General features: G+C 33.8%; 24 protein-coding genes. 6 read left to right on the top strand and 18 right to left on the bottom strand.

The annotated features are described in order from the left end of the window. The first annotated feature begins 30 nt into the window (after positions 1-30). Positions 31-1,359: a neutral/alkaline non-lysosomal ceramidase N-terminal domain-containing protein gene (locus EGI22_RS07340; protein ID WP_255067474.1), complete on the top strand. Its 1,329-nt coding sequence runs from the start codon at positions 31-33 to the stop codon at positions 1,357-1,359. 214 nt (positions 1,360-1,573) lie between these two features. Here the strand turns inward: EGI22_RS07340 and EGI22_RS07335 are convergent, their stop codons facing one another. From EGI22_RS07335 to hisS, 8 genes are all read right to left on the bottom strand, one after another. After that, positions 1,574-3,865, bottom strand: coding sequence for an NADP-dependent malic enzyme (locus tag EGI22_RS07335; RefSeq protein ID WP_255067473.1), 2,292 nt, complete (start codon positions 3,863-3,865; stop codon positions 1,574-1,576). A 214-nt stretch (positions 3,866-4,079) separates the two neighbouring features. Continuing rightward, on the bottom strand, positions 4,080-5,132 hold the full coding sequence (locus EGI22_RS07330) for an SMP-30/gluconolactonase/LRE family protein (protein WP_255067472.1): 1,053 nt from the start codon (positions 5,130-5,132) through the stop codon (positions 4,080-4,082). Further along, a complete protein-coding gene (dctA, locus tag EGI22_RS07325) occupies positions 5,129-6,376 on the bottom strand; it encodes a C4-dicarboxylate transporter DctA (RefSeq protein WP_255067471.1) in 1,248 nt (415 codons plus the stop codon). Before dctA ends, EGI22_RS07330 begins: the two co-directional genes overlap by 4 nt. Positions 6,377-6,416: 40 nt before the next feature. Then, complete coding sequence (locus tag EGI22_RS07320) at positions 6,417-7,391, bottom strand: sugar phosphate isomerase/epimerase (RefSeq protein ID WP_255067469.1); 975 nt, start codon at positions 7,389-7,391, stop codon at positions 6,417-6,419. A 241-nt stretch (positions 7,392-7,632) separates the two neighbouring features. Next, positions 7,633-8,550, bottom strand: a complete 918-nt coding sequence (locus tag EGI22_RS07315; RefSeq protein WP_255067468.1) for a YihY/virulence factor BrkB family protein — start codon at positions 8,548-8,550, stop codon at positions 7,633-7,635. Continuing rightward, on the bottom strand, positions 8,543-8,959 hold the full coding sequence (locus EGI22_RS07310) for a thioesterase family protein (RefSeq protein ID WP_255067467.1): 417 nt from the start codon (positions 8,957-8,959) through the stop codon (positions 8,543-8,545). The genes EGI22_RS07315 and EGI22_RS07310 overlap by 8 nt, the downstream gene beginning before the upstream one ends. 4 nt (positions 8,960-8,963) lie before the next feature. Beyond that, positions 8,964-10,001, bottom strand: coding sequence for an endolytic transglycosylase MltG (gene mltG / locus EGI22_RS07305; RefSeq protein ID WP_255067466.1), 1,038 nt, complete (start codon positions 9,999-10,001; stop codon positions 8,964-8,966). Further along, positions 9,994-11,361, bottom strand: coding sequence for a histidine--tRNA ligase (gene hisS, locus EGI22_RS07300; RefSeq protein ID WP_255067465.1), 1,368 nt, complete (start codon positions 11,359-11,361; stop codon positions 9,994-9,996). The genes mltG and hisS overlap by 8 nt, the downstream gene beginning before the upstream one ends. Positions 11,362-11,570: 209 nt before the next feature. Here hisS and EGI22_RS07295 point away from each other — a divergent pair, with 209 nt between their 5' ends. Beyond that, positions 11,571-11,714 (top strand): hypothetical protein, encoded by a 144-nt coding sequence (locus EGI22_RS07295; protein ID WP_255067464.1) that lies wholly within the window; start codon positions 11,571-11,573, stop codon positions 11,712-11,714. A gap of 9 nt (positions 11,715-11,723) precedes the next feature. Here EGI22_RS07295 and EGI22_RS07290 read toward each other — a convergent pair whose 3' ends face one another. Next, a complete protein-coding gene (locus tag EGI22_RS07290; RefSeq protein ID WP_255067463.1) occupies positions 11,724-12,083 on the bottom strand; it encodes a hypothetical protein in 360 nt (119 codons plus the stop codon). Between the two features lie 127 nt (positions 12,084-12,210). Between EGI22_RS07290 and EGI22_RS07285 the strand changes: the two genes are divergently transcribed. The 3 genes from EGI22_RS07285 to EGI22_RS07275 are packed head-to-tail and all read left to right on the top strand — an operon-like array spanning position 12,211 to position 14,857. Then, on the top strand, positions 12,211-12,948 hold the full coding sequence (locus EGI22_RS07285; RefSeq protein WP_255067462.1) for an SDR family NAD(P)-dependent oxidoreductase: 738 nt from the start codon (positions 12,211-12,213) through the stop codon (positions 12,946-12,948). A gap of 1 nt (position 12,949) precedes the next feature. After that, a complete protein-coding gene (locus tag EGI22_RS07280) occupies positions 12,950-13,714 on the top strand; it encodes a glucose 1-dehydrogenase (protein ID WP_255067461.1) in 765 nt (254 codons plus the stop codon). A 9-nt stretch (positions 13,715-13,723) separates the two neighbouring features. Further along, on the top strand, positions 13,724-14,857 hold the full coding sequence (locus tag EGI22_RS07275) for a MalY/PatB family protein (RefSeq protein WP_255067460.1): 1,134 nt from the start codon (positions 13,724-13,726) through the stop codon (positions 14,855-14,857). Here the strand turns inward: EGI22_RS07275 and EGI22_RS07270 are convergent. From EGI22_RS07270 to EGI22_RS07250, 5 genes are all read right to left on the bottom strand, one after another. Then, entirely contained in the window at positions 14,850-15,755 is a 906-nt protein-coding gene (locus EGI22_RS07270; protein ID WP_255067459.1) for a glycosyltransferase family 2 protein, read from the bottom strand. The genes EGI22_RS07275 and EGI22_RS07270 overlap by 8 nt on opposite strands. Continuing rightward, entirely contained in the window at positions 15,748-16,845 is a 1,098-nt protein-coding gene (locus EGI22_RS07265) for a DegT/DnrJ/EryC1/StrS aminotransferase family protein (protein ID WP_255067458.1), read from the bottom strand. The genes EGI22_RS07270 and EGI22_RS07265 overlap by 8 nt, the downstream gene beginning before the upstream one ends. Before the next feature lie 8 nt (positions 16,846-16,853). Continuing rightward, the gene (locus tag EGI22_RS07260) at positions 16,854-17,261 is read right to left on the bottom strand and encodes an FdtA/QdtA family cupin domain-containing protein (RefSeq protein WP_255067457.1); all 408 of its coding nucleotides are present in this window, start codon (positions 17,259-17,261) and stop codon (positions 16,854-16,856) included. Positions 17,262-17,371: 110 nt separating this feature from the next. Then, positions 17,372-17,497, bottom strand: a complete 126-nt coding sequence (locus tag EGI22_RS07255) for a hypothetical protein (RefSeq protein ID WP_255067456.1) — start codon at positions 17,495-17,497, stop codon at positions 17,372-17,374. Positions 17,498-17,549: 52 nt separating this feature from the next. Further along, positions 17,550-19,025, bottom strand: coding sequence for an arginine decarboxylase (locus tag EGI22_RS07250; RefSeq protein ID WP_255067455.1), 1,476 nt, complete (start codon positions 19,023-19,025; stop codon positions 17,550-17,552). Positions 19,026-19,175: 150 nt separating this feature from the next. Between EGI22_RS07250 and murC the strand changes: the two genes are divergently transcribed. Then, positions 19,176-20,642 carry a UDP-N-acetylmuramate--L-alanine ligase gene (gene murC, locus EGI22_RS07245; protein WP_255067454.1) on the top strand — a complete coding sequence of 489 codons (1,467 nt, stop codon included), beginning with the start codon at positions 19,176-19,178 and terminating at the stop codon, positions 20,640-20,642. On the opposite strand, the gene EGI22_RS07240 is transcribed toward murC, so the two are convergent. The 4 genes from EGI22_RS07240 to thrA are packed head-to-tail and all read right to left on the bottom strand — an operon-like array spanning position 20,632 to position 25,715. After that, complete coding sequence (locus EGI22_RS07240) at positions 20,632-21,669, bottom strand: glycosyltransferase family 9 protein (protein ID WP_255067453.1); 1,038 nt, start codon at positions 21,667-21,669, stop codon at positions 20,632-20,634. The genes murC and EGI22_RS07240 overlap by 11 nt on opposite strands. After that, positions 21,666-22,268 (bottom strand): DUF4254 domain-containing protein, encoded by a 603-nt coding sequence (locus EGI22_RS07235; protein WP_255067452.1) that lies wholly within the window; start codon positions 22,266-22,268, stop codon positions 21,666-21,668. The genes EGI22_RS07240 and EGI22_RS07235 overlap by 4 nt, the downstream gene beginning before the upstream one ends. A gap of 54 nt (positions 22,269-22,322) precedes the next feature. Continuing rightward, entirely contained in the window at positions 22,323-23,252 is a 930-nt protein-coding gene (locus tag EGI22_RS07230) for a homoserine kinase (RefSeq protein ID WP_255067451.1), read from the bottom strand. 12 nt (positions 23,253-23,264) lie between these two features. Next, positions 23,265-25,715, bottom strand: coding sequence for a bifunctional aspartate kinase/homoserine dehydrogenase I (gene thrA / locus EGI22_RS07225; RefSeq protein ID WP_255067450.1), 2,451 nt, complete (start codon positions 25,713-25,715; stop codon positions 23,265-23,267). Positions 25,716-25,802: the final 87 nt, after the last annotated feature.

The following is a 25,802-nucleotide window of genomic DNA, read 5'->3' as shown; positions in this document are numbered from 1 at the left end:
TTTGTATAAATTTGAACAATTTTAAAAATCATGAAGAAATTTATCAAAGTATTATTAATAATCATTGGAGTAATTTTAGTCCTTGGGATATGTTTAGTTGGCAGAATTGACAGGACGCCATTTGAACAAACCGAACATTATGCTAAATGGCAGAAACAATTAGCCGATTTAAAGTTTGAATCCACTGAAGGTCCACTTGAGATTGGTTGGGCCAAGGAGAATATTACTCCCCAAATGCCTGGACCGATGGCGGGCTACGGATCAAGAAGAGGAAAGCCGTACGGAATTGTTCATGACTCGGTTTTTGTCAGAGCAGTAGCTGTAAAAAATCCACAAAAGACTATCTATTTTGTAGCAGCAGATTTGTTGATTGTTCCACCTAATGTGACGGATAAATTGGCGGTTTTGTTGAAAAAAGAAAGTATAGCATTATCTGACGTGCATTTGTCTGCCACACACTCTCACAATAGTTTGGGAGCTTGGGGGAACAGCCTTACAGGTAGCCTATTTGCTGGAAAATATGACCCCAAAGTAGAAATAGTTTTAGCAGAAAAGTTTGCCAAAACAATCTTGGAATCTAGGGAAAACTTGGTAGAAGGAGAAGTGCTATATTCGGAAATTATTGATTCAGAGGATATTAGGAATAGACTGAATATAACAGACGGTTGGACGGACAATGAAATAAGAGGTTTAGTTTTTAAAAGAAAAGATGGGAAAAGAGCCCAATTACTTACTTACGGGGCTCATTCTACTGTGTTGAATTCTGCTACTTATGCCTTATCAAGAGACTTTCCTGGTGCATTGTTGGACTCGCTGAATAAATCTGGATTGGATTTCGGTATTTATATGGCTGGTGCAGTTGGTAGTATGGGACCAATTGAAAAAGGTAAGGACGATTTTGACGAGGTTAATAATCAAGCAGCTGGAGTATTTAATCATGTAAAAGATATGTCCGAAACTGACAATGGGCAGAAAATAACCACAGCTTATTTCGAAATTCCGATGAACAAGCCATCTGCAAGAATCTCTAAGAATCTTGGAATTCGAACTTGGGCCTTTAAATATCTTTTTGGAGACTATCCAACTTATATCAAACTAACTAAAATAGGTAAAACGCTCATTATTGGTATGCCTTGCGATTTTTCAGGTGAGCTGATGACGGACTTAGATGCTTATGCAAAAGCCAAAGGTTTAGATTTAATTATTACTTCTTTTAACGGAAGTTATGTTGGATACATCACTTCAGATAGACTCTATGATCGTGATTTGTATGAAACCACCACCATGTCATGGTATGGTTATCAAAACGGAGCTTATTTCTCCAGAATTGTAAAGGATTTGGTAGATAAGGTCAAGTAATCGCTATTTTTAACATTAAGAAAATTAAGGTATTAAGGACATGAAGGCAGACTGGAAAAAAAACTTAATTTTTTAAATCGTTTGGTAATAGGAAAGAGTTTCAAAAATTAATCGTTTAAAAAATCTGTGAAAATCAGTCAAATTAGTGTCATCTGTGTTCAAAAAAACGACAGCCCCAAAAGGAAACTGTCGTTTGAATTATAAATCTATAAACTTATTTCTTCACTGCATCCACTACAGATATAGCTGTTTGGTTAACTATTTCTCTTACAGAAGCTCCTAATTGCAATACTTGAACAGGTTTTTTTAGTCCCATCAACAATGGACCTATTTTTTCTATTCCTGCTACTTCTTTCAATAAGTTATAGGCAATATTAGCCGAAGATAGATTCGGGAATATCAAAGTATTTGCTGGACCATCTGCTAAATCAGAAAAAGGATGATTCTCTTTTAATAATTCGGTATCGAAAGCCAAATGGGCTTGCATTTCGCCATCTACTATCATTCCAGGATGTTTTTTCTTCAATATTTCCACTGCCTTTCGCATTTTGATAGGAGCAGGGCCATCTTTTACGGAGCCAAAATTAGAGTATGTAACCAAGGCTATCCTTGGCTTGATATTGAATTTTTCTACTTCTTTTGCAGCTAGTTCCGTTATTTCAACCAATTCGTCTATTGAAGGGTCAAAATTGATAGTAGTATCCGCCAAAAACAATGGTCCTAATCTACTCATCAAAATATACATACTCGATATGTTTTTGACGCCTTTCTCAGGTCCGATAATTTGCAAAGCTGGTCTAATAGTGTCAGGATAGTTTCTGGTCAGACCACCGACCATGGTATCAGCGTAGCCAGATTCTACCATCAGAGAAGCATAATAACTTCTCCTCGTAACAAAATTAACAGCATCGGGTCTGGTAAGACCTTTGCGTTTCCTTTTCTCAAAAAACAAATCAGTGAATTGCTCTAATCTTGCTGTTTCTTCATCGTTCTTACTTTCTTTCGGATCAATGATGTCTATATCGTCAGGAAGTTCAATACTATTAAGGGATAGTATGCTTTTGATTTTTTCAACATTCCCCAAAAGTATAGGATAAGCGATTTTTTCTTGAACTACCTGCTGAATTGCTTTTAAAACCGTAAGGTTTTCAGCATCAGCATAAACCACCCTTTTAGGGTTTTTCTTAGCTTTTGACATAATTACTTTGGTTAAAGTATTATCTTGTCCAAGCCTTTTGCTAAGTTGGTTTTCGTAGGCTTCCCAGTCGGTAATCTTGCTTTTGGCTACACCAGTTTCCATAGCTGCTCTGGCTACAGCTGGAGCTACAGTTGTCAATAATCTAGGATCTACTGGTTTTGGTATTATGTAATTCTTGCCAAAACTTAAATTTGCCTCTCCGTAAGCCATGTTTACAATGTCAGGTACTGGTTGTTTAGCTAAATCAGCCAAAGCCCTTACAGCAGCTAGTTTCATCTCTTCATTAATTTCACTTGATCTTACATCAAGAGCCCCTCTGAAAATGTATGGAAATCCAAGGACATTATTAACTTGGTTAGGATAATCCGAACGGCCAGTTGCCATTATGATATCTTGGCGAGCCTCCATAGCGTCATCATATGATATTTCGGGTGTTGGATTGGCCAAAGCAAAAACTATACAGTTTGGTGCCATAGTTTTCACCATTTCTTTGCTTAAGACATTACCTTTTGAAAGACCCACAAACACATCAGCTCCCATTACGGCTTCTGCTAAAGTTGTTTCTTTAGGTAAACTTGCATTTGCAAATTCTGACTTTTTGCCGTCAAGATTTGTCCTTTCAGGGTGAATCAAACCTTTGGAGTCGAACATGAAGATATTTTCTTTATTTGCTCCGAGAGCATTATAAAGTCTGGTACATGAAATAGCTGAGGCACCTGCACCATTAATGATGATTTTGACTTTGGATATGTCTTTTTCCATCAAATCCAAGGCATTTAAAAGAGATGCAGAAGAGATAATGGCAGTACCATGTTGATCATCATGCATAACTGGTATATTCAACTCTTTTTTGAGTCTTTCTTCTATTTCGAAGCACTCTGGTGCCGAAATATCTTCCAAATTTACACCACCGAATGTTGGCTCCATTATTTTGACCGTCCTTACAAACTCGTCAACGTCTTTCGTGTTTAGTTCAATATCAAAAACGTCGATATCGGCATATATTTTAAATAGTAAACCTTTACCTTCCATCACCGGTTTGCCAGCTAAGGCTCCAATGTCTCCTAAGCCTAAAACGGCGGTTCCGTTGCTGATAACGGCCACTAAATTACCTTTAGCTGTATATTTGTAAGCATCTTCGGGATTTTCTTGAATCGCTAAACATGGTTCAGCTACTCCAGGCGAGTAGGCAAGTGAAAGATCTCTTTGGTTGGCGTATTCTTTGGTTGGAATAACTTCTATTTTGCCAGGTCTGCCTTTGGCATGGTATATTAATGCTTCTGCATTAAGGTTTTTGTCGTCGCTCATAATTATTAAAAACGAATCATTATTTTGACTGCTAAGCTAAGCACGAAATTGTAATTATGTTCTTTTTTAGATAAAAAAATATAGACTCATATTCTATAAAATGCCAAATTTAATTTGGGCTAAATCAAAAGGAAAGTACATCAAGGATATTTATTTGAATTATTCTAATAATTAATGAATTGAATTCTAAGTAAATCCAAATTTTCTTCTTATTTTAATTATTTTTCAAATCCAAGATTTTACCATCAAATACACACCCAACTAATAGATTTTGCTTTTGATTTTGAAGATAGTACGGAGCAGCTACACTTGAGCCAGAGATGTTTTCTCCAAGGTTTAAATAAAGTGTTTTTTGACTTTTTAAATTTTCATGATCTATTTCAATAACAGCAGAAGGTGATAAGTTTTTATCACTTTTTCGATGACTCATAAAAGCGAAAAGTTTTGGATGACAGCCGACTATTAAATCACCATTGCGGTTTATTTCGATATTGTCTGGCGAATATTTTGTTGAAAAACTCTCTACCGATTTTAGATAATGCGATTGGGCTTGTGGTTCAAAAACCTCAATGGTTTTGTCCAAAGTGGAGGCTACGTAAATCTTTTTTCCTTCTTTTGATAATGCTATTCCATTTGGATAAGTTAGTTTTTGACTTACAATTTTTGTTTTTTCTCCATCATAAAAAACCACATTACCAGAAGGTATTCTCAAGAAATCGTTCATCATTACTTTCCATTTTATTCTGGAATCATGATCATTGGTCACGAAAAACTGATTTTCGCCAATTGCCAATATGTCGTTTGGCGAGGTGAAGTCAGTACTAGCATATTTATTTAAATATAATAAGCTGTCACCAGAAATTTCAAACCTAAAAACATCTTGTTTGGTTTCTGTATGAGATATAACGAAAAGGAGCTTTTTGCCATTGATATTTAAAAATGAAATACCATGTGGACGAAATTCTTTCAGATTCAAATGACTTGTTAGGTCTTTTTGAATCCAAATAGAATCTTGTAAATTTATCGAAAAAAGACCTCCTGTTGCATTAGGGATTCTCCTCTCGCAACTGCTAAGGTATGCAATGTTAGTTTCTGAATCTACAGTTATATCCTCTACACCTGGAGAAGTTTTGATTATGTTTTCTTGAAATTCAGAATAGGGTTCAAGACTTAAAAAAACACCAGCTTTTGAAAGTGTTTGGAATATAAAATATCCCAAAAAAATAATCGCTAAAATAGTTAATAAGAACTTTTGTGATTTTTTCATTTTACGCCAAAATTATCTATGAGAATATCTTCAGTTTCCTCTACATGGTTTAATGCATAATGGAGTTTTTTCATATCAAGTTCGCCTTCATTTTTTGAAATCCAAATTGTTGCGACACCATTTCCAATAAAATTGGTTATTGCCCTCGCTTCTGACATAAATCTATCAACTCCCAATAGCAAAGCTAAACCCTCCATTGGTATAACTTCAACAGCTGAAAGGGTAGAAGCTAATACTACAAAACCACTTCCAGTAACACCAGCGGCACCTTTTGAAGTAATCATCAAAATGCCAATAATTGTAAGTATTTGCTCTAAGGTAAGGTGCACTCCAAATACTTGTGCCAAAAATATGGTAGCCATAGAAAGGTAAATTGTGGTGCCATCAAGATTAAATGAATACCCGGCAGGAACTACCAAGCCTACAACTGATTTGGAGCAACCCATTCGTTCAAGTTTTTCCATCAATGATGGCAAAGCGGCTTCAGATGAGGAGGTGCCTAAAACTATGAGCAGTTCTTCTCTGATATATTTCAAATATTTCCAAATACTGATTTTATAATACTTAAGAATTAGATACAAAACGCCAAAAACAAAAATGGCCATAGTTGCATATACTGAAAGCATGAGTTTGCCCAAAGGAAAAAGGGTTTTGATACCATATTTTCCTATTGTAAATGCCATACCTCCGAAAGCACCAAATGGGGCAAAAAACATTACATAATGCAACGCTTTAAATACATATTTGGAAATTTTATTTAGGAAAGTTGTGATGCTTTCTTTCTTTTTGTATTTGCTTAAAAATATTCCAAACACTATGGAGAAAATTAATACTTGAATTGTAAAGTTATCTTTCAAGAATTTTAACCAGCTGAATGCTTGTGCTTTAGATGTGAATTCACTCAGGTCGGCTCCCGCAAGATTGCTAGTTGTAACCCCAGTACCTGGTTGAATGACGTTTGCAACAATAATACCTATCAACAATGCAAAAGTGGTTACGACCTCAAAATAAATCAAAGCTTTTAGGCCAACTTTTCCTACTTTTTTGAGGTCTCCCATACCACTTATTCCTAAGGAAATAGTAAGAAAAATGATTGGGTTAATAAATAATTTGACAACATCAATAAATCGAGTGCCGAGCCATTTGAATTCAATAGCTTTGTCGGGCAAAAAATGGCCCAATAGTGCTCCTGTAGTTATAGCTGTTAAAACCCAAAAGGTGAGGTTTGTAAATATTTTTTTCATAGAATAGTGTTGATGAGTATTCTCACTCTTGGGCTTTTTTTTAAACTAAAACTAAAGATTTTAAATAATCTGCATCAATTTTGATGTCTTGCAAAGGTGTAGAATTGTCAAACCGTTCTTGTTCTATTATGAATTTTTCAACTCCATTTTCTTTTGCAATTTTAAGGATTTTGCTAAAGTCAATTCTGCCATTGCCTAAAGTGGTAGATGCTCCCAAAGGCCAAAATGCATCTTCTGGTTTTTCAGTTGTTTCTATTTCTTTAACTCTTTCTTCCTTGTATAAGTCCTTTACATGCACTAGCTTAAATCTATTGGCATATTCTTTTAGCCACTTTTCTGGGTCTTGACCAGCTTTAACTATCCAATATAAATCAAGTTCGAACGCTACCAATTCTGGATCAGTTCCTTTAAGCATTATTTCTTCAGGAAGGCTGCCATCAGAGGTCGGTGAAAATTCAATATGATGGTTATGATAGCCCATTTTAATGCCTGCTGCTTTGGTTATTTCACCTTGTCTATTCAAGCCCTCAGTTATTTTTTTCCATTCGTCTGAAGTTTTTATTTCACCGGGAAAAGGATTCAAAACATAGCTTACCCCAATAGAAGCACAGTCATCTACTAATTTTTTAAACTCATCTTCAGTCTCTTTTTTGGTTGTAAAATCAGGATTTATGTGGCTACTAATCATTTGCATGCCCAAGTCTCTGGTATAAGTTTTAAACTCAGCTGGCGTCATTCCCCAAAATATGCCTTTTTCGCCTGTGAAACTTTCCAATTGCTTGTATCCAGCATCTGCAACTGCTTTTAGGGTTGCTTTTGGATCTTTGGCCATATCTTCTTTTACCGTCCAAAGTTGTAGTCCAAATTGGTCAATTGTCTCTTTTGTTGCAATCGCATCATTTGTAGATTTTTCTTTAGATGCAGATGTGCAGCTTCCAAGTGATTGAATTAAAAGTGGCGTTGACACAGCAGCAAGGCCATATTTCATGATGAAATTTCTCCGAGATTGTTTCATGTTTTTATTTAGGTTAGAAAATTATGTTCAATTTAACTGAATATGCTAAGAAACTAAAATCTTAATTCAAAAAGTAAAGAAATATTCTGGAAAGTTACAAGTTTAGCTTAAATAACACCTTTGGATAAGAATAAATTAAGAAAAGCTTAAATGGCATAAAACTTGGATAAATCTTAATACACAACAAAAGAGTTTTTTTTATGGGTTAAGGTTTATTTGAAACGCCGTTGGCACCAGATTGCTACGGTGTTTTTTTATTGGATCTAAATGCGGCACTTCTGTAACTAATATTGAGTTCAAATCCCATAATTAATATTAATGCTATTAAATATATCCAAACCATTATCGCGATTAGCGTACCAATAGAGCCATAAAGTCTGTTGTAAGAGTTGAAGTTTTCGAGATAAAATGAAAAAAGGTTTGTAGCTAAAATGCTCAAAATGGATGCAAAAAGGGCACCGAAATTAAAAAATTTTAATTTTTTGTGCATGGCAGGGGCAAAATAGTAGATTGCAGATATTCCAAAAAAGAAAATTAGAAAAATCGTAAGATATCCTAAAATATTAATTCCCCAGATATTAATATTTTGATCCACAAACTCTTTAGTGGAGATATAATTTAAAGTTATTTTTCCTACAATCAAGACGCCAACTGCTATTAATAATACTAAAAACAATATACAAGTTAGTAAAAAAGCAATCCACCTGGCCTTGAAATAAGTTCTTCTTTCTCTTTGTCTGAGAGCCATATTAAAAGCCCTCATCAATGATGACATACCATTGGTAGCTGCAAAAATGGCAAACAAAAAACCGAAAGATAAAATATCAAGTCGAGGACGACTTATTATTTCTTGTATGGTAATTCTTACACTATCGTATAGTCCTGCTGGCATAAGGCTTCTTAAAAAGTCCATAATCAGAACTTCTAAATTATCAATTGGCACATAAGGAATAAGTGTAAAAAGGAAGATAGTACCAGGGAAAACTGCTAACATAAAACTGAAAGAAACTGCTGCAGCTCTTTGATCTAAGTCGAAATTAACGATTTTCTTATAGATAATACCTAAAAAGATATAAAGTGAAACTGTTGTGTTAAAGATATAGACATCTTTCAACCGTTCAGCAATATTCGTTAATATTTCGTCTATTTTTTTATTCATTCAGACTAAAAAAAGGTGATAGTTTATCAATGATTATTTGTGGGCAAAGCGTAATTTTCTGTGTGTCAGATTTTATAAAAACCAAAGTTGTTAAACCTTTGTGAATTATTTTTTTAGATTCGTTGAGTATTTCAGTCTCAAAAACTATTCTGGTTTTTGGCAAAGATTTCAAAATGCAATTTATGGTCAGTAGTTCGTCATATTTAGCTGGTTCTAAGTATTTTGAGTTGTTCTCATAAACGGGCATCCAAATGCCTCCTTCCTCTAGATCTTTGTACCTTACGCCAAGATTTCTTAGAGCTTCTACTCTACCAATCTCAAACAATTTTGCGTAATTTCCATAATACATAAAACCCATTTGGTCCACATCGGCATAACGTACTCTATATGAAGATTCGAAATTGTACATTTTTTTATTTAATTCCTCGCTCGTTTAAGGCTTGCTGGTAAATTGAGGCATTTTTAAGATGCTCAGTATAGGTCACAGAAAAATTATGGTATCCAGAGAAATCTTCCTTAGCACAAAAATAGGTATAATTATGTTTCTCATAATTTAAAACGGCATCTAGGGCCACTCGCTCAGGCAATGCTATCGGACCTGGAGGTAAGCCTGTGTTTCGGTAAGTATTATAAGGTGAATCTATACTTAAATGCTTGTTCAATATTCTTCTAAGTGTAAAGTCGCCAACTGCAAATTTTACGGTTGGGTCTGCTTGAAGAGGCATATTTGTGGCAATTCTGTTTACATAAACTCCAGCAACTTTTGGCATTTCATCAGCTTTGTTAGTTTCACTTTGCACAATAGAAGCCATTACGGCCACTTGAGTTGGTGTCATATTGATAGCATTTGCTTCTGCAAGTCTTTTTTCATTCCAGAATTTTTTATATTCTTTTTGCATTCTGTCCATAAAGTCATCTACAGAACTATCCCAAAATATAAAATATGTATCCGGCAAAAACATACTCATAATGGTTTCGGGAGTAAATCCATATTTGGCACATTCAGTCGCATCGTTTAATTTACCCAAAAGATCATTTGAGTCAAAAGCCATTTTGGTGCCCAATTTCTTAATTAAATCTTCTTTAATCCTAACATTGTTAAATGTCAATTTCACGGGATCTTGGTTACCACTTCGAAGTTTTGAAAGAATAGTTTTGTTGTTTGCGTCAACGGGGATTTCATATCTTCCTGATTTCACATGGTCTCTATAACCCATTCTTTTTGACATAAAACCAAACCCAATTTCATTATTTATTATATGGTGCTTTCTTAAAGTATCCAATACAGTCTCATAAGTGCTATTTTTGGGTATATAAAGCACAAATTTCTCCTTTCCATCAACATTCAAGTTTGGGCTATAAGCTACTTGCCAAAAGTAAAAAGCAAAGGTTGCGGCTAAAGTGGAGACAATAACCAACAAATAGGCGAGGTATTTATTGTTTTTAAGCATTGAGCATTTCTATTAATTGGTCATAATTTAAAGAAGTTTGTTCCCCAGTTTTCATATTTTTCACTAAATAAATGTTTTGTTCTATTTCTTCCGAGCCTAATATTAATACAAAAGGAATATTCTTTTTGTCTGCATATTCAAACTGTTTCTTCATTTTGGCATCTTCTGGATAAACTTCAGAATTTATACCATTGTTTCTTAATAGCGAAACCGTTTCAAGACTTTTAGACAAAGTTTCTTTTCCGAAATTAGTCACCATTACTTTGGTCGAAGAATGTTTTAATTCAGTAGGGAAAATATTTAATTCTTCCATTACGTCATAAATTCGGTCTACACCTAAAGAGATTCCAACACCTGACAAACCTGGCATCCCAAATGTGCCTGTAAGATTGTCATATCTACCACCTCCGGAAATACTGCCTATGCTAACATTTAAGGCTTTTACTTCGAAAATAGCTCCTGTATAATAGCTGAGACCTCTAGCCAAAGAAGGATCAAATGTGATTCTTGGGTTTTTAAGTCCCATTGCTTCAACCAAATTCCAGATTTCTTCTAATTCATAAACGCCTTTAAGGCCTATTTCTGAATTTTTAAGCCAATTTTTTAATATTTCAAAAAGGTTTTCTTCAGAAGACGGTAGTGTAAACAGCGTTTTAAGATTTTCAATATTTTCTTCAGAGAACCCTCTTTGGAGCAATTCCTCCTCAACTTTAGCTTGACCTATTTTATCTATTTTGTCTATGGCTACACACAGTTCTACTTCTTTTCCCGTTGCACCAATAGTTTCAGTTATTCCACTTAGAATTTTCCGGTTATTTATTTTTACTGCAAACTCAGTGATACCTAAGTTTGCGAAAATTTCATGAAGCATACAAACTATTTCGGCCTCACAAATCAAAGATTCCGTTCCCACGACGTCGGCGTCGCATTGGTAAAATTCTCTGTATCTACCTTTTTGTGGTCTATCGGCTCTCCAAACAGGTTGGATTTGAAATCTTTTAAAAGGCATTGCCAAATTATGTCGATTCATCACAACATATCTGGCAAAAGGAACAGTTAAGTCATATTTTAGACCTTTTTCAGATATTTTCCTCAAAATATCTTTAGAGCCTTTCTCTAAATCTTCACTATTTATATCTTTAGCAAAATCACCAGAATTAAGAATTTTGAAAAGTAATTGATCGCCTTCTTCTCCATATTTGCCCATTAAAACACTTAAGTTTTCTATTGCGGGAGTTTCCAGTGGAAGGAATCCGAATTTTTGATATACTTTTTTGATTTGGTCAAAAATGAAAGTTCTCTTGACCATTATTTCCGGGCCGAAATCTCTGGTGCCTCTGGCCAAGCTCGGTTTTGACATATTGATAATTTGAAATTAAAAACTTTGCAAAAATAAAGATTTAAGGCGAAAAAACCTTTTTAAAAAATACAATAGTCGAAAAAATGACATGAAAGGCAGTAGAAATGTTTTGGCAATTATTTTTTGAATAAAATATTTAAATTGATTGATTATTTTTATACCTTTGCACCTCAATTTCAGAATAAAGGTATAATTAAACATATTTAGCAATGGGAGTTACTCAGTTAAAAAGAAAAGCACGCAAAAATAGAGCAATATCTAATAATAAAGTTGCATCTATAAAAAGACTTACTTTAAGACCAAATATTGAAAAGGTTGAAGTTGAGGTTTTGAAAGCTGAAGCTGCAAAATAATTTAAGCCCTCATTTTTGAGGGCTTTTTTGTATATTAGTATTAGAGTTAGATTTTGTCTCTGCCCTCATTTTCTTATTGTATTTCTGTTTTTGTTTCCAAATCTTCCTGCTTTTAATCTCCATTTGGTAAATAATTCCATTTGCAAAAAAAGCTAAGCCAGTAAAAATTATAGTTAAACTTAAAAGGCTGATGAATATCCAAGTAGCTTTGTCGTATCCATCATGAATCTTTTGTAGACCAATCACAAAAAAACACAATCCAAAGCCAAATAAGAAATAGGCAGCTACAGAAGTAAGGAGCCATTTAGTTTTTAAGGTCATCTTTTTAATTAACTTTTGACCTGGTGGTTTTTGACCTTTAGTTTCCATTTTTTTCTTTAAATTATTGATTTTTACAATACAAAAATATAGTTTTTTGCTTAAAATTCAGACATTATTCTAAATTCCAAAAAGATAAATCACTAATTTGCAAATTCAACTCAATCAACAATAAAACATGAATAATAAGAAGGTTTTAATATCAGGAGTTAATTCTGGTATTGGTTATGCCACAGCTTTGATTTTCGCCAAAGAAGGGTTTTCGATTTTTGGTATTGATTTAAATGAAGAAGTTAATCCGACTTTATCGAAAAAAGTAGCATCTTTAAATTCCTCCATAAATTACAGTAAGTTGGATGTTTCTGATTATCAACAAGTAGGGGAGTATTTTGAAAAATTGAATTTAGAAATTGATGTTTTAGTAAATAATGCCGGAATTCTGGGTCCACGTGTTAAAACTGCTGATTATCCTAAAGATGCTTTTGATACAATCTTGGACGTGAATGTAAAAGGTGTATTTCATATGACTAAATTAGCTTTACCTCATCTTAAAAAAGATGCGAAAAGCTCAATTGTGAATGTTGCCTCAGTAGCTGGTTTGGTAGGTATGGCCAATCACATCGCATATTCAGCCAGTAAGCACGCAGTGGTGGGGATGACCAAAACTCTTGCTATAGAATACGCTAAAATTGGTATTAGAGTTAATGCCGTTTGTCCTGGATTTACAGAAACCAATATGCTTGAAAATGCTCAATTGGAGATTGAATACAGAGAAGGATTAAAATATGCAACACCAATGAAAAGGTTTGGGGTGGCAGAAGAAATTGCCTCGGCTATTTATTATTTGGCCTCGGAAAATGCTAGTTTTATTACTGGCCATTGTTTAACAATTGATGGAGGTTTAACAGCTCAATAAAATGGAAGATATATTTTCAATAAAAGATAAAGTAGCAGTTGTTACTGGAGCAAGTAAAGGGATTGGTGAGGCGATTGCTAGAGTTTTGGCTCAATATGGAGCTAAAGTAGTTATAAGTAGCAGGAAACAGGCTGATTTAGAAGTCTTAGCTAAAGATATATCTGAATCAACGGGTGCTGAGGTGTTGGCTTTTGCCGCACATTCTGGAGATCTTAACCAACTTGAAAGTTTGTTAAATAAAACAATTGAAGTTTTTGGAGGAGTAGATATTTTAGTAAATAATGCCGCTACAAATCCGGTTTACGGACCAGCTTTAGATTGTCCTGGAGATGCGTTTGATAAAATTATGCAGGTAAATGTGAAATCTCCTTTTGAATTTTCTAAAATGGTACATCCCGTAATGAAAAACAGAGGTGGCGGAAGCATTATCAATATCAGCAGCATAGCCGGAACTACCCCAGATCCAGGTTTAGGAATGTATAGTGTTAGTAAAGCTGCATTAAATATGCTAACTAAAGTTTTGGCTAAGGAATGGGGGCAAGACGGCATCAGAGTAAATGCTTTGAGTCCTGGATTGATAAAAACTAAATTTAGTCAGGCATTGTGGGAAAATCCAAAAATGTTGGAACATTTCACAAAAAGATTACCAATTGCCAGAATGGGAACTGTGGATGAAATCGCAGCTTTAGTTTTGTATTTAGCATCTGATGCATCGGCATATACAACAGGTGTGAATTTTCAAGTAGACGGAGGAACAACGATTTAAATTTGATATATGGATTTTAATTCTTTAGTAGATAGAAGAAATACAAATAGTTATAAATGGGATAAGTATTCGGAAGACGTTTTGCCATTGTGGGTGGCGGATATGGATTTTGAAGTAGCACAACCTATAAAAATTGCCCTTCAAAAAATAGTTGATCATGGCGTAATAGGGTATAGCCGAACCCCTGATGAGCTTGTGGAAATCGTAATGCAGAGATTGAAAACAAGACATAATTGGGATATAAAGAAAGAGTGGATAGTCTGGCTGCCTGGCTTAGTACCCGGGCTTCATACTGCTACGCAGTGTGTTTCAGATGATTTTTATTCTGTTATGACTTCTACACCAGTTTATAGGCCTTTTTTAGAGGCAGCAGATATGGGGAAAAGAAGATTGCAAGACATTCCTTTTGTTTGGCAAAACCAAAGGTGGGAAATGGATTTTGAGGAAATGGAGAGAACTGCGAATCCTAGTACTAAACTGTACATGCTTTGTAATCCGCACAATCCGAATGGTAGGGTCTTTTCAAAAGAAGAATTAGAAAAACTTTCAGATTTTTGTGTGAAAAATGATTTGTTTATTTGTTCTGACGAAATTCATTGTGATTTAATATTAGATGAAACTAAAGAGCATATTTCTATCGCTTCTTTGAACAAAGAAATTGAAAAAAGAAGTATTACACTTCTAGCTCCAAGCAAAACTTTTAACATTGCAGGTTTAGGTTGTTCTTTGGCTATAATTCCTGATGAAGAACTAAGAGATAGGTTTGAAAAGAAAAAATACGGTATGATGCCTATGCTTTCTGCATTTGCAATGGAGTCTGCTTTAGCTGCCTATAAAGATAGTGAAGACTGGAGGCTAGAAATGCTCAAATATTTAAAAGGAAATCATGAATATTTATTAAATGAAATTAATAAGATTCCTGGTTTAAAAATGGAGCCTTTAGAAGCCACTTATTTAGCTTGGGTGAATTACGAAAGCACAGGTATTGAAGATTTTGTTTCTGTTTTAGAAAGGTTTGGCGTAGGTGTACAAGATGCTTCAATTTTCGGAGGGAAATGGTATTTTCGACTGAATTTTGCTACACAAAGGGCAAATTTGGAAGAAGCTATAAAAAGAATAAAAAAGGCTTTAAATGTTATTTAAGGTCTTTTGAATGTATTGATTTAATTACATATTGCGGCTTTCCACTCATTAAGAGGAATGCGTTTCCTATGTATTCGCCTACTAAGGCAATGCCACAAAGGATAACTCCACACATAAATATTACAATTGGAGAACCCCATTCAGGTATAACTTCAAATGCATATAGCAGCATATAAATCAAAGCAAATATTATTGACATAAATCCGGCCAAAAATGTAAGACGAAGCGGAAGAAGCGAGTATCCGAAAATTATGGTTAAAGTTAGGCTCACTAGTCTTAGAAATGAATAATTAGATTTTCCATCAAACCTTTCATTGTGGTCTACCATTTCTTTTCCAACATTGTCTGTTATTTGAAATATCAATCCATCGATATATGGATGCGGACTATTACTTTTCTTAATTTCATCAATTACCTCTTTCTTTATAATTTTAAAACTACTTAAATATAAATCGAAAGGTTTTTTCAAAAGAAAAGTAGTTAAATAATTAACCATTCTGCTTCCCAAGTTTCTAAACCAATGATGTTTTTTAGTTTCATAGTAACTATACACCACATCAAAGTCCTCTGATTTAGCTTTGTTGAGTAATTTTATGATTTCTGAGGGAGGGTTTTGGAAGTCATCATCGATAATTACCCCGAATGCACCTTCTACATAGTTTAGACCGCATATTACTGCATTGAATTCTCCAAAGTTCTTTCTTAAATTTATAAATTTAACATTAGATTTTTCAAACGCGATTTTTTTGCAAATAGCAGCAGAATTGTCCCTCGAACCATCATTTATTAATATAATCTCGAAATTATAGTTATTCAGATTTAACTCAATGGCATCTATTAAATGCTCAATAGAATTTGCTCCATTATAAACAGGAATTACTATAGAAAAATCAAGCATATTCAAATTCATTTAGGATTTTAATTATATAATCAATTTCATTTTGATTCAACGACGGATTCAGAGGTAAACTCAAAATAGTTTCATGGATTTCTTCAGTTATTGGAAGTTCAAAATCTCCAAATCCAGAAAAAGCTTTTTGTTTGTGAGGCGGAATCGGATAATGTATTTCGTAGCCAATTTGCATCTTTTCCAGATACTGAGCTAATGATTTTCTGTTTTTGCATCTAATTACAAATAGATGCCAAGCGTCTTCATTTATATTGTCATTTGGTGGAAGTATTATGCGTGGATTCTTGATTTCATTTAAATATTTCCTTGCTATATCTCTCCTAATATTTATTTCTTCATTTAGATACTTTAATTTAATATTTAAAAATCCAGCTTGTAACTCACTTAATCTACTGTTTCTACCTAGTCCATCAAATTTATACTTTATTTCAGACCCATAGTTTCTGTTTTTTCTTATTTCATTTGCTAAATCTATATCATCAGTTATAACAGCTCCTGCATCTGATAGTGCACCTAAATTTTTTGTCGGATAAAAACTGTAGGCAGTAGCGTCTGCACCTATGCAGTTTGTTGTGCCATTATATAAGGCACCGTGGCTTTGGGCTGCATCTACAAATAATTTGAGGTTTCTGTCGGTACAAATTGATTTTAGGCGAGATAAATCACACATTCTTCCATATAAATTTACTCCTAATATTGCGACAGTTTTTGGTGTAATGTGGGTTTCTAAATTGGTCGTATCTAATAGTAAATCGTAGGCTTTGGGTTCAACTAATACAGGTTTTAATCCAACATTTATAATTGAAAGTATGCTTGCATAATAGGTATTGGCAGGAACAATAATTTCCGAATTTGAGGGGAATTTATAACTTTTTATTATCAGCTCTAATGCATCTAGTCCATTAGCAACTCCTATGCAATATTTAGATTGGCAATATTCAGCGAAATTAGCTTCAAATGCTTTTACCTGAGGACCAAGTATGTAATGTCCAATATCTACGAATTCCAAAAAGGATTCTTGAAATTCCACTTGATATCTCAGGTTTACTTTTTTTAATGAAAGGAAAGGTATATCCATAAAGTAAATTAAGATGCAAAACTCGAAGCTGGTATAGCCTTTTCAGGAGAATAAGCTTTATCAATGTAATCGTTAGGGTCGTAATTTTTATTAGCTAGAACTAATAAGATACAATCTTCAGTGAAATCATACATTTGATGCCAGTCACTTGGTTTTAAAAGTAGGCATTTTTCTGGGCTATTCAATTCAAATACATTTTCTTTTGAAATGTTTTCCTGAACATATACTTTGCACTCGCCTTTTAAACAAACTAAGCCTTGCCAAGTTTCTTTATGACTATGTCCCCCTCGCACTTTGTTTTCGGGAACACCATAAATAAAGTAGACTCTTTCTATTGATCCTGGCATTAAATGCTCGAAAACAGAAAGAATTCCATCTTGATTTTCTATTGATTTTAGTTTAATTATTGTAGCCACTTATATTACTTTTGGAATAGGATATTCAAAAGTAAAACTAAAAATTAAATTTCAAACCAATTAATATTAAAATTGATTTAAAGGTTAAACTAAAAATTCAAAAAGTACATTTATGCTCTAATTTGAGAGTTATTTGGAGAAGCTTTTACTTTGCCATAAGCAGGGCAAGGTTGCTTTTTACATGATGAAAATATTAAAACTCCACTTATAACTAATAATGCTAATTTCGATTTCATTTATTCTGATTTTTGTTCTTTTTTTCTAAAACGGGATTATGAAAATTTTATTTTACTGATTTTCAGCATGAAAGTTAATATTTTCATCCTGAACAACCAAAGGTTCGGCTTTTTTCCTATCAGACCTATATCCTAAAATCTTCATCATACTTTCTGCTCCTTGCTCTTTTGCAAACAATTCAGTGGTTAGATTTCCGTTTTCATCAAGATCTATTAGTACATGTTTTGGTGCTGGGATTAAGCAATGCTGTATACCACCATATCCACCAAGAGATTCCTGATAAGCACCAGTATGGAAAAATCCAATAAACTGCTCCTCTTCAGGGTTATTGTCGTCCACCATTGGCATATACAAATCTTCTGAATGCGACTCTGTGTTGTAATAATCGGCAGAATCACAAGTTAAACCACCGAGGTTTACTTTTGTATATGGGGCATCCCAATTGTTAATTGGAAGCATTATATATTTTTGACCAATACCCCAAGAGTCAGGCAATTGTGTTATGAAAGAACCATCGATCATGTACCAAAGTTCGCGGTCGTTTTGTTGTTTTTGGTCAATAATTTTATATAAAATGGCTCCACTTTCTCCTACAGTATAGCTGCCAAATTCTGTAAAGATGTTTGGAACAGGAACATTGTTTTTATGACATATCCATTGAATGTTTTCTATGATTTCGTCTATCATTGCCTGATAGTCAAAATTATAAACTACTGATGTTTGAATCGGCATTCCACCTCCTATATCTATAGAATCTAGTTCAGGGCATATTTTTTTGAGTTCGCAATATTTGAACATAAATCTTGTCAATTCAGACCAGTAGTATGCTGTGTCCTTTAACCCAGAATTAATGAAAAAATGCAACATTTTCAATTTAAATCTTGGATTTGGTTTGATTTTTTCAAGATACAAATTGTCAACATCTTTGTATCTTATACCTAGTCGTGAAGTATAAAATGAAAAAGTAGGCTCTTCGTCAGTGGCTATTCGTACACCAATATCGACACTTTCGGCATGAACATTTTCAAGGTAATAATCAATTTCTCCCAAGTTATCTAAAATAGGAACACAATTAACAAAACCATCATTAAGAAAATCTGCGATATAATTTAAGTAATTAGGCATTTTATGGCCATTACAAATTATATAGGTTTCCTTACTGATTTTTCCTTCTTCAAATAGCGTTTTTACCAAGGGCATGTCAAACGCAGATGAAGTTTCTAGGTGGATATTATTTTTTAAGGCTGTTTCAAGAATAAACTTGAAATGAGAGGATTTTGTACAATAACAATAGGTATAACTTCCTTTATAATTATATTTCTTCATTGCATTTTTAAAAAGCAATTTAGAATGTTCTATATGTTCACTTATTTTAGGTAAATAAGAAATACGCAATGGAGTTCCGTATTTTTTAATAACATCCATCAATGGGACGTTATTAAATTGAAGATTGTTTCTTGCATCAACGCCAAATTCACGAGTTGGGAATTCGAAGGTTTGCTGAATTAAATCTATATATCTCTTCATTTATTGTGCTTTCGCTGCTTTTGGAAGTTTGTACTTAAAAAAAATAACGTGCAAAATTGACATAAATTTTAGAACTTTGCAAATATGGACAGTTTATAAAGACCATATTTCTTTATTTATCGATTAAGTTTCGATTTTTTTATAATAAACATGAGCAAATCAACAAAGAGCGTACATTTTATAGCAATTGGCGGAGCCGTAATGCACAATTTGGCTTTGGCTTTACATCAAAAAGGATACGAAGTTTCGGGTTCGGATGACGAAATATATGAACCAGCAAAATCCAGATTAGAAAAGGCAGGTATTTTGCCAAAAGAATATGGATGGTTTCCCGAAAAAATATCTGCCGATTTAGATGCAATTATTCTTGGAATGCACGCTAGAAAAGATAATCCTGAGTTGCTTAGAGCTACTGAGTTGGGTTTAAAGGTTTATTCTTTTCCTGAATATGTTTTTGAGCAGTCTCAAAATAAACAAAGAGTAGTAATAGCAGGAAGCCATGGAAAGACCTCAATAACTAGCATTATTTTGCATGTTTTGGCTTTTCACAAACGGAATTTTGACTATTTAGTTGGAGCTCAAATTGAGGGTTTTGATCTGATGGTAAAACTAACCAATGACGCTCCTGTAATAATTATTGAAGGCGATGAATATCTTTCTTCAGCCATTGAAATGAGGTCTAAGTTTTTGTTTTATCATCCTCATATTGTATTAATTAGTGGTATCGCCTGGGACCATTTTAATGTTTTTCCTACGTTTGATCTTTACGTAAAAGCATTTGAAGAATTAGCTGATGGAATAGATAAAGCGGGTTCTTTGGTATTTGATGAGACGGATGATATTGTAAAAGTGATAGGAGAAAAAGACAGGCCAGATGTAAATAAAATGCCTTACAAGGCACATCCTTATACTGTTAAAAACGGGAAGGTTTTTCTTCAAATAGCCAATGGCGAATTGCCTATTGAGATTTTTGGTGAACATAATATGAAAAACCTAAAAGGAGCTCAACTTATATTAGAAAGGCTTGGTATTACAGAAGAGATGTTTTATGAAGCTATTCAGAACTTTAAAGGAGCATCAAAAAGACTAGAAACCTTGGGTTTAAATTCAAATACCCATATTTTTAGAGATTTTGCACACGCACCTTCAAAAGTTGGAGCTACTACGCATGCTACAAAAGAATTATATCCTACTAGAAAATTGGTTGCCTGTTATGAATTGCATACTTTTTCTAGTTTGAATAAGGAGTTTTTGCCGCATTATGACCAAAAATTAAATGCTGCAGACTTAGCCGTGGTATTTTTCTCTCCACATACTTTGGAAATGAAGAAAATGCCTGCATTATCAGTTGAAGACGTAAAAGGCTTTTTTGGAAGAGAAGATTTACAAGTATTTACTGATGCCGAAGAATTAAAGACTTTTTTGAAATCTCAAAATTGGTTCCATTCAAATCTTTTAATGATGTCTTCAGGAACATTTGGAGGAATGGATTTCCAGAGTTTTGCAGATGAGATTTTGGCTTTGCCAGTAGAAGAAGTTTTTCCAGAAATAGAAATTACAAAAGACAAAAAATGGACTGGGATCCTTGGGTCTATTAAGGGTAAGTTTAAAAAATAGTCTTCAGTCTTTCAAAAACCATTTCAGGAGTAATCCAATTCAAGCAAGCATAGTCTTTCCTTGCACAAGGTTTGTTGCCATATATTGAACATGGCCTACATTCTAAGTTCTCTTTTGGTATTTGAATACTATTTTCTGGGTTTTGAAATAAAGCTCCAAAACCTGCATATTCATGTGTGCTTCCCCAAATAGAAATCACAGGAATGCCCGAAAGTGCCGCCAAATGCATATTGGAACTATCTCCTGATATCATTAAGTCTAGTTTGGATATTAAAGCTAACTCTTCACTTAGATTGAATTTGCCAACAAGATTCTCAGTATTTTTTGTGTTTAGAATTAAATTATCGATGGCTATTTTTTCTTTTTCTCCTCCTCCAAACAATAAAATTTTTACATTCGGATAATGGGTATTTATTAATTCAATTAGCTTTTTGTAATTCTCCAAAGGCCAAATTTTACCTAAATGTTGAGCAAATGGGGCTATGCCTATCGTTTTTCCTTTACCACGAAGGAAGTTTGAAATCTTAATTTCAAAAGAATTTGAGATTTTAAAAGCTGGAGTTTCGGTATTTAATAATACTTTTTGATCTAATATTTTTGCTCTTTTGAAAACATCTAAATATCTTTCAGTGGTATGTTTTAAAGGCTTAAAATTTCTGTTTTTTACTAGTTCACTTTTCTCCTTTCTTCCTTTATCAAATGTGAAGGTTTTACTTTTTGTAAAAAAGAAAAGTGATTTGAGTAGGAGTGTTCGAAGGTTAGAATGGAGGTCAAAGACGTAATTTGGCTTTGTATTTTTTAAAATTGAAAACAATCTAAAAATGCCAGAAATGCCTTTGAATTGGTTTTCAAAGTCTACTTCGTGAACTTTTAAACGATCAATGTTTTGGAAAAAAACAGCAAACTTGGGTCTTGTGACTACTGTAATTTCAATTTTTTCATTGTTTTTTAAGAGAGTAATTAAGGCTGGAAGCACTAAAGCGACGTCACCCATTGCTGAAAACCTAAAAACAATTATTTTTTTCATTTTTTAGTGTAAAAAACAGGATTAAGGTTTGGGTCATTGTACATTTTCATCTGTTTGTACAATTTCATGTATTTTCTACCCTCTTCCAAATCTTCAATCAACTGGTCATAGCAAAGCTCCAAATCTTTTTCTTGAATTTCCAAAATCATTAATTTGTGCCTTACAGTATTCAAATGATTTTCGTCGGCATCTTTTCGTTCAATCTGTTCTTTGAAATGATAAATTTTTAACTGTAAAATCGACATTCTATCTAAAAGCCAAGCAGGTGTTTCTGAGTTCATTCTTGGATTGTCGCCTTTACTAATATTTCTAAAATTTTCGAAAAGGAGCTCGTCTATTTGCTCAACAGTATCTGTTCTAAACTGATTCGACTCGTCTATTCTTTTTTTAATAGAAACCAAAAAATCAGGACGATTCACCGGGTCTCGGATGATATCTTCCAAATGCCACTGAACGGTATCTATCCAATTTTTAAGATAAAGTAGCTTTTTGAAATTGCTTTCGGTGTATTTTTGTGGCATTTCTGCATCAACATTATCCACCAAATGATAATCTGCGATAGACTCTCTAAATATTTTGTTTATATCCGATGCTTTCATGATGAAGTTTTTAAAATCATATTAAAATAACGATTTTAAATGGAATAATAATGTTTAATCTAAAATCTTTGGGCCTAAATTGTTTATTGAAGAAACAAATGTATTGGTATTAATCCCCACTCTGGTAAATTCATTTTTCATGGCTACTATTACTTTTTCTGCTTTTTCTCTACCTTCCGAAAAAGCAAAAATTGATGGACCAGCTCCAGAAATACTACAGCCTAATGCTCCTGCTTCTTCTGCAGCCATTTTGACTTCAAAGAATTGAGGAATTAAAATAGACCTAATAGGCTCTATAATTAGGTCAACCATTGAGCGTCCAATCAAATCAAAATCTGAGCTCATTAATCCGGCTACCATTCCTGCTACATTTCCCATTTGAGAAATCGCCTTTTTCATCGAAACTTCATTTTTAAGAATATGTCTAGCATCTTTCGTGTTTACCTCAATATCAGGATGAACTATAGAAACGTAAAGATTTTCAGGTGTTTTTATTTGAAATATATCTAATGGAGCGTAAGATCTGATAACCACAAAGCCTCCTAGTAAAGCTGGGGCCACATTGTCTGCATGAGCAGAACCGCAGGCCACTCTTTCACCTTCCATTGCAAAGGGTAGTAAGTCTTTCGTATTTAATGGCTTTCCTAGCAATTCATTTGCTGCAAAAACACCAGCAACCGAACTTGCAGAACTACTTCCAAGACCACTGCCAAGAGGCATTTTTTTATTTAAAACAATATCGAATCCCTGTCCAGATCCAATTTTTTGAAGGTATTTAATTATCGGAACAGTAACGGTGTTTTTTGAAGAATCGTAGGTGAGTTTTCCTTCATCGCCAGTTATTTCTTTTATAACTACTTGATTGTCATTTCTTTTACTTACTATAACTTCATCGCCTGGATTGTCAACAGCAAGTCCAAAAATATCAAATCCGCAGGCAACATTTGCCACTGTGGCTGGTGCAAAAATTTTAATTGAATCCAATTTTTTTTTGATTTATGCCAAAAAACTACTTAAACTTATAATGTCTGCAAAAACACCCATTGCGGTTACTTCAGCACCCGCACCTGGGCCTTTTACTACCAAAGGATTACTGAAATATCGCTCAGTTGTAAACGAAACAATATTTTCAGAACCAGCCAAATTGTAAAAAGGATGCGATTTTCCTACTGAAGTAAGACCTAATTTTGCTTTTCCTTTTTCTAAACTTGCGATGAATCTTAAAACTTCGCCTTTTTCAGCAGCAGTTGATAATAATGATTCGTATTTGCTATTTTCTTTTTCTAAAACATCATAGAAACTCTCCACTGAGTCAGCAGCCATTGCTTCTTCGCTCAAAAGCGGTATATTTTCAACTTCCTTAAACTCAAGTTTTAATCCAGATTCCCGAGCTAATATCAATATTTTCCGAGCTACGTCTGTTCCATTTAAGTCGTCTCGTGGGTCTGGTTCTGTAAATCCTTTGGCTTTTGCCTCTTTTACGATATCTACAAACTTTGAGCCTACCACAAAGTTGTTAAACAAAAATGATAAAGTGCCGCTAAGCACAGCTTCTATTTTATGTATTTGGTCTCCACTATTTATTAAGCCTTGAAGGGTGTTTATAAGTGGCAAACCCGCCCCAACATTGGTTTCGTATAAGAATTTTACATTGCGTTTTTTTGCAATGTTTCTTAAAGATTCGTATTCAGCGAAAGAACCTGAGTTAGCTACTTTGTTGGGCGTAACTATTGAAATATTACTATCTAACAATGGATAATAATATTGCACAATGTCTTTGTCGGCTGAGCAGTCTGCAAAAATGCTATTCGCTAAGTTTAAAGTTTTGATATCGTCAATAAATTCGCTCAAATTGATTTTCTCTCCAGCTTCATCTAGTTTTTGAGCCCAAGTTTCTATTTCAATTCCATTTGGGTCAAGGAGCATTTTCTTGGTATTTGCTAAGCCAGCCAAACGGATATTTAGATTTTTTTCTTTTTTCAAAAACTCAGATTGTTGAGCTATCTGTTTTAAGAGTGTTTTACCAATTAGTCCACTTGGCCCCACGATGAATAGGTTCAAAGTAAAGCCATCAATTTCGAAAAAAGTCTCATGAATAGCATTGAGGGCTTTGCTAATATCTTTTTTCTTAATTACAACCGAAATGTTTAACTCCGATGAACCTTGTGCTGTGGCTATTACATTGATACCATTTTTACCTAATATTGAAAATAACTTTCCAGAAGTTCCAGAAGATGACTTCATTCCTTCGCCAACAACTGCAATAATAGATAGACTATTTTGAATGGAAATGCTTTCAATGTCGCCATTACTAATTTCAGCTTTGAAACCTTCTTCTAAAATGGTTTGAACAGTATCGGCCATTTTTGGTTCTATGGCAAAACATATTGAATGCTCCGAAGATGCTTGTGATATTAGAATTACTGAGATTTTGTATTCTGCAAGTATTCCAAAAAGTTTAGCAGAAACACCAGCGACACCTATCATGCCATTTCCCTGAAGGTTTACCAAGGATATTTCATCTATTGAGGATATCCCCGTGATAGAATAGGCTTTTTGGTTTATTTCTTTCGAAATAGTTGTACCTGGGTGCTCTTTTGAGAAAGTGTTCAGGATTTTTATGGGTATGTTTTTTTGAAAGGCAGGGACCAAGCTTGGAGGATAGATTACTTTTGCTCCAAAATGAGAAAGTTCCATGGCTTCAGCATAAGAAATGTCAGGAATAGTAAATGCATTTTTGACCTTCCTTGGATCTGAAGTCATCATGCCGTTTACGTCTGTCCAAATTTCAATCACTTCGGCATTTAAAGCGGCTCCAACAATAGAAGCAGTATAATCAGAGCCACCTCTTCCGAGAGTTGTAGTTACTCCTTCATAATTTGAAGCTATAAACCCAGTCAAGCAATAAACTTTTTTAGTGTCTGATAATGCTTTTTTTATTAAAGGATTTGTAGCTGCAAAATCAACTTCTGCAAAGCCAAAATGGCTATTTGTTTTTATAATGTTTCTTGTATCTATGTACTCAGCGTTTATTCCTCGCTCATTTAATGCGAATGTGATAATTTGCGTAGAAAGTCTTTCCCCGAAACTTAAAAGTAAATCTAAAGTACGAAAAGTTAATTCTCCAATGTAGGTTATACCTTTTAGCAAATCTTCGATTTCGTTAAAATTGCCTTTTATTTTAGCGATAATTGAGCTTTGAGACTTTACGCCAATCAATGATCTTATGGCGTTCATGTGTCTTTCTTCGATATTTTTAAGGATATCTAAATATTTGGAATCTCCTGCTGTAGCAAGATTTCCTATTTCAATCAACTTATTGGTAACTCCTCCCATAGCTGAATATACTACGGCAACTGGGGTTTTATTTTCAGAAATTATATGTATGACTTGATTTATGCTATCAACAGTTCCAACAGATGTACCGCCAAATTTTAGGACTTTCATTAAACAAAGAATATTTTATTATTAAAAAAGCTAAATTTCTTTAACATTATATGCTGCAAATATACCAATTATTATGCCCTTATTAAA

The organism is Lacihabitans sp. LS3-19 (genome assembly GCF_024343575.1).
GTDB lineage: Bacteria > Bacteroidota > Bacteroidia > Cytophagales > Spirosomataceae > Leadbetterella.
The sequence above is the reverse complement of the archived record's forward strand: the minus strand, read 5'-3'. Positions and strand labels throughout refer to the sequence as shown.